A 6,369-nucleotide genomic window follows, 5' to 3' on the forward strand; every position below is an offset into this window, starting at 1 on the left:
CATCGAACTCGCACCTATTACACGCCATCACGTTCGTTTTGCAGAACGCGAGAGCGACGTCGCCGAATTCCCCAGCCCGCTAGCATTGAAGCGCTCAAGAACATCATTGTGCTAGGCTCTGGCACTGCTGTAACACTAAGCGAACCGTTCACGAAATTCAGGTTAACATTTTCGGCCAATCCGCCTCCCGCTGCAAATGTTACAGCGGTAACACCGAGGGCGTTCGCAGACAACACAAACGGACCATCACCAAAATTCAAGCCGGATGTGTCCAGACTAACTACCGCGAAAAGACTATCCGAAGCATAGTTAACATTTGTGTTAGGAACATTCAACGTAACGTTGCCCAGAACGGCAGATGCGCTTGGTAACGGTGTACCGAAACTGATCAGCAGCGGCTGGCCTGCAAAGATTGACCCCGGAGCGGCGAAATCAACGGCCGTTACTGGGACAACATCTGTTCCGCCCAAGATCTCTCCACCATCTCCTACTGAAAATCCAAGCACGATGGCTTGAACGGTACCGGCGTCACCCGCTTCTGCCGAAATACGTATGTACGCATCTACCGAACTAGTGCCAGCTGCGATTTCAATATCTGGATTGCCCAAGGAATCCGTGACACTGATGATGGCAGCGTCGGCCGCGTTGAAAAAATTCACGATCGCCAGAATTGCGACCGAAAACTGAAGCGCGTAGCGGATTTTCATTGGACAGGTTTCCCTAGTATTATGCTCGATCAACACGGTGCATCCATTTGTAGATGACCACCAAAACCCAACACTTCACTCAATGTCGATCGGTCAACCAATCGAATTCAGTAAGGGCTGTTTAAACAAGAATCGATCAAGCTGAGGCGTTCAAAACAAAGTTGCACAACAAATTCGGCTAGCAAACCACTGCGCCAATATCAAGTTTAAGCCAGCCAGGGCCGAGGCGTGTGGTCATCCGAAGCGTGTCGTTGTAGCGTGTCGTAAATGGAAAAGAAACAATAGCAGTGGCCGTAATGGTGCCATTTTTCCAATTTTTTACGAAAATCTTTTGTCCCAAATAGTCGCCATCGTCCACTAAAAATGACACAAACTAATGTCGTAAATTCGACGATTTGAGCTCACTAACATGAAGTGCTGCGAGAACTTAAGGCCAGCTAAATGCAAAGCCGTCTAAGAAATCTCTGCCTATGACTTGTTACAAAATCCGAAAGTTTTTCTCGTTTTCAGCGAAACCCAATTCTCCCCTCGCAGTCTGCGCCAACGAGATTATTGACTTGCAAACATCAATGAAAAAGGGAAGCTACTAACAGGACGATTGCGGACGATTTTGCGAAGATGATAGAGGATGCAACGGCCGCAAACATCAATTTCAGTACTGAAACTATAACAATTCGATGCTTCTGTGAAGCTACAGAGAGAGCTCAATGGAAAATAACAAACTCTTAGGCATTGGTCTATTGATTTTGAGAGTGGCGATTGGGTTGTTCATGTTGATTGGGCATGGATGGCCGAAACTGACTAAGTTCGCTGAGCTTTCACAAAACTTTCCTGACCCGTTGGGGATGGGAAGCCGGCTCAGCCTCATCGCTGCGCTAGGTGCCGAGGTCGCTTGCTCGGCACTGCTCATCATCGGATTATTGACTCGAGTAGCCGCGGTACCGCTGGCGTTCACGATGATTGTGGCACTGTTCTTGGTTCATGCCGAAGATCCTTGGCAGAAAAAAGAACTCGCCGCTGTCTACCTCGCCGTTTACTCTGCGATCATTTACACCGGAGCTGGAAGTTTTTCGCTCGATAACTTCCTGTGGCAAAAAAAGCCAGGAGACAAACTGGCTGCGAAGACCGACACGTAGCGTGCGTTGGCGTTGTGCATCTACCGAGACATTAGGGCGAAGTCATCCATCAATGCTACCTCTGCAAACGCTTCCAACGATTTTTCTATGTGAACGGTTGGATAGAACCAATTTCGTGAGCTACGATTTGAAAAGCATGTCGTACCCCTACCCTGGTGAATGAAATGGCTCAACTGTTTCAGCATATTGAAAAATTCTTTGCTGTTGTAATCGTTACATTCGTTGTTGTCGGGTTTGCGGTCTCGCCTAAACAAGAGCTCCAGCCACCAAATGACGTTTGGTTCAACGACCGTGTTATCAATGAAGTTGCGCCGGTACTTGTGAAATTTGGTGCCGAGTGGTGTGGACCTTGCAGAGCGATGGATAGTGTCCTTGACGAATATCGTTCAAAATCGGGTGGCGAAGTTCGCGTCGTTCAAGTCGATATTGATAAGCATCCCGATTTGGCACAGCATTATCATGTTGGACCAATTCCGAAGCTCGTCTTATTTCACCGCGGCAAAATTGTCGCTCAGACCACGGGTTCTCGCGATTATGACGACCTGTGCAAATGGGTTTCCAGCAAGCTGTAGCGACCTTCTTAGAAAGCTTGCCATTGTCGCCGTTTTCGACTTGCCGTGAGTGGTTAGCAACTTCTTTTGCTATCGCAAACTTGTCCCTCGATGATTTGCCATCCTGCCGCTACAATGCAGGTCTGCTCGATCCACTCGATGACTGAAATGCAATTGACTCTTTGTGGCGTAGGTAATAAATCGCATGAGCGATATTCGGCAACTTCCTGACAGCTTAATCAACAAAATCGCGGCTGGTGAAGTCATCGAGCGACCCGCTAGCGTCGTCAAGGAACTGCTCGAAAATAGTATCGATGCGGGCGCAACACAGATCGAAGTTGTAATCGACGGTGGCGGAATTGACCTTATACGCATTGCGGACAATGGCAAAGGCATCGTCGCCAGCCAACTGCATTTGGCCGTTAGTCCTCATGCTACCAGCAAGCTTCAGTCGGCTGACGATTTGTTTTGTGTAAGCACGCTGGGGTTCCGCGGTGAAGCCTTAGCCTCGATCGCAGAAGTTTCTCATCTAACGATCCGCTCGCGAGTGGCTGAAAACAGCGAAGGTGCCGAACTCGTGGTTCGCGGTGGAGAACGCGAGGGCCCATCTCCATGTGGTTGTCCGGTTGGTACAACGATGGAGATCCGCAATCTTTTTTATAACACACCAGTGCGCAAGAAGTTTCTGAAAAGTCCTCAGACAGAAATGGGGCACACACTTGAAGCTTTCACGCGGATCGCTTTGGCCAACCCTGCTGTACAGATGACGCTTCGCAATAACACACGAGTGTTGCACGAGCTGCCGACAACTACAAATTGGTCAGAACGCATTTACAGCTTTTTTGGCAGCGAAGTCAGCGACTCCCTGATCGCTGTTGAAAGTGAAGATTCCGGAATTCGCTTGCGAGGATACGTTGCCAGCCCTTCCGTTTCACGCAGTAACAATCGCATGCAGTACTTGTTTCTGAATGGTCGTTACATCCGTGATCGTTCGCTGCAGCATGCCCTGGGTGAAGCGTATCGTGGTCTGCTGATGGTAGGGCGATTTCCGGTTTGCTTTTTGCATATCGATATCGCTGCAGACCAGGTCGATGTGAACGTTCACCCGACTAAATCGGAAGTTCGATTCTTGGATGGCGGCGCGATCTATCGTCGACTTCTGCAGACCTTGCGTTCCAAATTCTTGAGTACCGATTTGACTGCGAGGGTCTCACAACCAGCGGATAGACAGGAGCCAGAGTTCGCCGCAGTTGGAATTGCGAACTCCAATCAAAATTTCGCTGGAGACGCGGTCGCGTTGGAAAACCGACGCCCTTCCCCTTTTGCCGATTCGACTGCCAACACGAATTTTGCTGAACATGAGCGGTCGCTTTTACAATGGGCGCGAGGTGAAGAAGCGATGGGCTCATCTCGAGCATCGCAAAACTTCGCACCGCTACAAGACTTTCGAAGCATACCAGAATTTCAGCCCTTCCCGTCTGCTCGAGGCCTTGAGAATCTCGCTCGGCAAGCAACGCAATCTCTTGGCGGCGATGTTGATCAGAATGACCGTTCCGACTTCAATGGTTCAATTCATCGCTCGGATGCAGCGCACCCAACAAGCGCCCAATCATATTTGGGTTATCAAGTCCACAACCGATACCTTATCACTCAAGACGACCGTGGCATGGTTGTCATCGATCAACATGCCTTGCACGAGCGAATTCTATATGAACAGATTCGTGAAAAGGTGTTGTCGAAGAATCTGGAAACGCAGCGACTCCTAATTCCAGAGCCAGTCACATTGACAGCTTCGGAGGCAGCGATGGCGTTGGAACACAAGGATGTACTTGAGGAATTGGGGATTGGCGTCGAACCGTTTGGAGGAGATTGTGTCCTAGTAACGTCGTACCCTGCGATGTTGGCTAATATTTCTCCATCTGAAATACTGCGGCAAGTTGTAGAGAAACTTTTGTCCGAAGGGGCAAAGCTAGAACCACGCGATCTTGTCGACACGCTTTTGCACCTAATTGCTTGTAAGGCTGCGATTAAAGCGGGGGATCGGCTGACAGGCGAAGAGATAACGGCGCTGCTGGAGCAGAGATTTGCTTATCAAGACACTCATCATTGCCCACACGGTCGCCCCACCGCTCTTCATTTCAGCCGGCAAGAACTAGATAAGATGTTCAAACGGACTTAGTCGTCTTCTAGGCGATACGTCGAGACACGTTTTCAATGCGAGGCGGCACTCGTAAGTGTAATTGTCAGTACGACCGGAAGATCGCCGACGAAATTTCTTCGTTTGAGTATCGTCTTACTCAAGCTGGCTCTTTTAGCAACCCGATGAACATCGATGAGGCATTGGTGTCAGCATTGGAAGCGACATTAAATTGAGTTTGCATGGACGGTTCCTTCTATGAGGATTGATCGGCCATGTTTTTACCGAATCGTCGAAATGCATTAACCTTAACGACGGTTTGCGGGGCCGCGATCGGCTTTCTTCAGTACTTCAAAATCAACGGGCTGGACGAGCTCACCATCTCCCCACGTACTGGTAGTGCCGTTGTTACGGGCAACCAAGATGGTCTTCTGCGATCCGGCTGGAGCATGCAGCAGCCATTCGATGTCGCGACCGGCTTCCCTTCGACCTCAGGCGCAACATCAGATCCTCCTTCAAGTGGATACTTTCCGGGAAATCCCAATACGGCGGCACCGCCGGTTCCGCAGTCAGGCAATTCCAACGGCTTGATCTTGCAGCAGGATCGATGGGCAAGCAATCCATCCAGCAGTCTACAGGCTTCCGTCAACCGCACGGGATTGCCGGTTGCAGCTTTCGCACCAGTCGCACCGTCGTACGGTCAGGAGCAAACAAAGATTCGCTTGGGGAGTTTTAATTCGAACTTTCTAGATCTTGCAAAGCTGAGTGATCCTCTGATAGCCGATCGTCTTGTGCAATTGATAGGTGAGTTCAGTTGTATTGCTCTGCAAGAAGTTAGCGGTGACAATCGCGAAGTTCTGCCGACGCTAATCCGCCTGCTCAATCAGCATGGGGCGCAGTACGAGTATGTTGTGGGACCAAAGAGCACTGGAACTGGCCGTACGGAATGCTTGGCGTTTGTTTTCGACACGCAGAAGGTGGAAGTCGACCGGTATCAGACCTATACCCTCAACGATCCAAATGACGTACTCACAATAGAGCCTCTAGTCGGGTGGTTCCGAGCTAAACAAGTCTCTGTAGATGAGGCGATTACCTTTACGTTTGTAAACCTCAAGCTCACTGCGTCGGCGGCGGTACAAGAAGTTGAGCATCTACCTAGCATTCTTCAGAGTATACGTGATGATGGTCGAAACGAAGACGACATAATACTAGCGGGGCAAATCGGCTCTACTACCGAACAGCTAAACGCGATATTGGGAGGGAGCTTCAAGATATTGCCGAATGACGAGAATCAAGACTTCTCGGTTCCAGCGGCTAGCTCTCGCATCCTTCTCCCACCGCTTTCGCAAGACGAATTCAGCGGTAGTTCTGGCACGATCCAGATTTACCGTCGATACAATTTGACTCCTCAACAAGCTGCGGCGATCAGTGTACATTCTCCCGTCTGGGCCGACTTCTATACGATAGAGGGCGTTGCGCAGTAGTTGCTCACCCACGATTCGGCTCTTTTTCGAACGCTGTGCGTAGTCATTGCCAATTCACTGAATTGCCAGCGAACGACTCAGAAACGGCGTTCAAATGGAGCTTCGTCGAGCCGTATGGTTAGAGAACTGGCGTTGAAGTGGAGTCTGCGGTGCGCGGACTTATAATTTTCTCGGCTCAATTCGCTGCTTTGCTTGGTTTATCGGCCTAGCCTAGTTATCATCGCTGTTAGGAGTTGTCGGCTGTTGGTGTCCCGTGTCCAACAAATCATTCGCCGACTATTAGGATGGAATCCGGTCGCCTTAACGCCCAATGTTCGATGATTCGTGAAAAATAGCGTACCGTCATCGAAACCA

At 49.9% G+C, this 6,369-nt stretch carries 5 protein-coding genes; 4 read left to right on the forward strand and 1 reads right to left on the reverse strand.

Features of this window, described 5'->3' with window-relative positions; translation table 11 throughout:
- Positions 1-17 precede the first annotated feature (17 nt).
- Positions 18-707, reverse strand: a complete 690-nt coding sequence (locus SH451x_RS25595; protein WP_479360168.1) for a PEP-CTERM sorting domain-containing protein — start codon at positions 705-707, stop codon at positions 18-20.
- 707 nt (positions 708-1,414) lie between these two features.
- Between SH451x_RS25595 and SH451x_RS25600 the strand changes: the two genes are divergently transcribed.
- The 4 genes from SH451x_RS25600 to SH451x_RS25615 all read left to right on the forward strand — a co-directional run bounded on the left by SH451x_RS25600 (position 1,415) and on the right by SH451x_RS25615 (position 6,015).
- Complete coding sequence (locus SH451x_RS25600; RefSeq protein ID WP_479360169.1) at positions 1,415-1,843, forward strand: DoxX family protein; 429 nt, start codon at positions 1,415-1,417, stop codon at positions 1,841-1,843.
- A 164-nt stretch (positions 1,844-2,007) separates the two neighbouring features.
- Positions 2,008-2,415, forward strand: a complete 408-nt coding sequence (locus SH451x_RS25605) for a thioredoxin family protein (protein WP_479360171.1) — start codon at positions 2,008-2,010, stop codon at positions 2,413-2,415.
- Between the two features lie 184 nt (positions 2,416-2,599).
- Complete coding sequence (gene mutL / locus SH451x_RS25610) at positions 2,600-4,573, forward strand: DNA mismatch repair endonuclease MutL (protein WP_479360172.1); 1,974 nt, start codon at positions 2,600-2,602, stop codon at positions 4,571-4,573.
- A gap of 233 nt (positions 4,574-4,806) precedes the next feature.
- Positions 4,807-6,015, forward strand: coding sequence for an exonuclease/endonuclease/phosphatase family protein (locus SH451x_RS25615; RefSeq protein WP_479360174.1), 1,209 nt, complete (start codon positions 4,807-4,809; stop codon positions 6,013-6,015).
- The last annotated feature ends 354 nt before the right edge of the window (positions 6,016-6,369 follow it).

The sequence above is a fragment of the Njordella aestuarii genome (assembly GCF_056494165.1).

Bases quoted from the DNA above. Each gene is read 5' to 3' on its own strand.
- SH451x_RS25595 (WP_479360168.1), bottom strand. From the start codon at position 707: ATGAAAATCCGCTACGCGCTTCAGTTTTCGGTCGCAATTCTGGCGATC.
- SH451x_RS25600 (WP_479360169.1), top strand. From the start codon at position 1,415: ATGGAAAATAACAAACTCTTAGGCATTGGTCTATTGATTTTGAGAGTG.
- SH451x_RS25605 (WP_479360171.1), top strand. From the start codon at position 2,008: ATGGCTCAACTGTTTCAGCATATTGAAAAATTCTTTGCTGTTGTAATC.
- mutL (WP_479360172.1), top strand. From the start codon at position 2,600: ATGAGCGATATTCGGCAACTTCCTGACAGCTTAATCAACAAAATCGCG.
- SH451x_RS25615 (WP_479360174.1), top strand. From the start codon at position 4,807: ATGTTTTTACCGAATCGTCGAAATGCATTAACCTTAACGACGGTTTGC.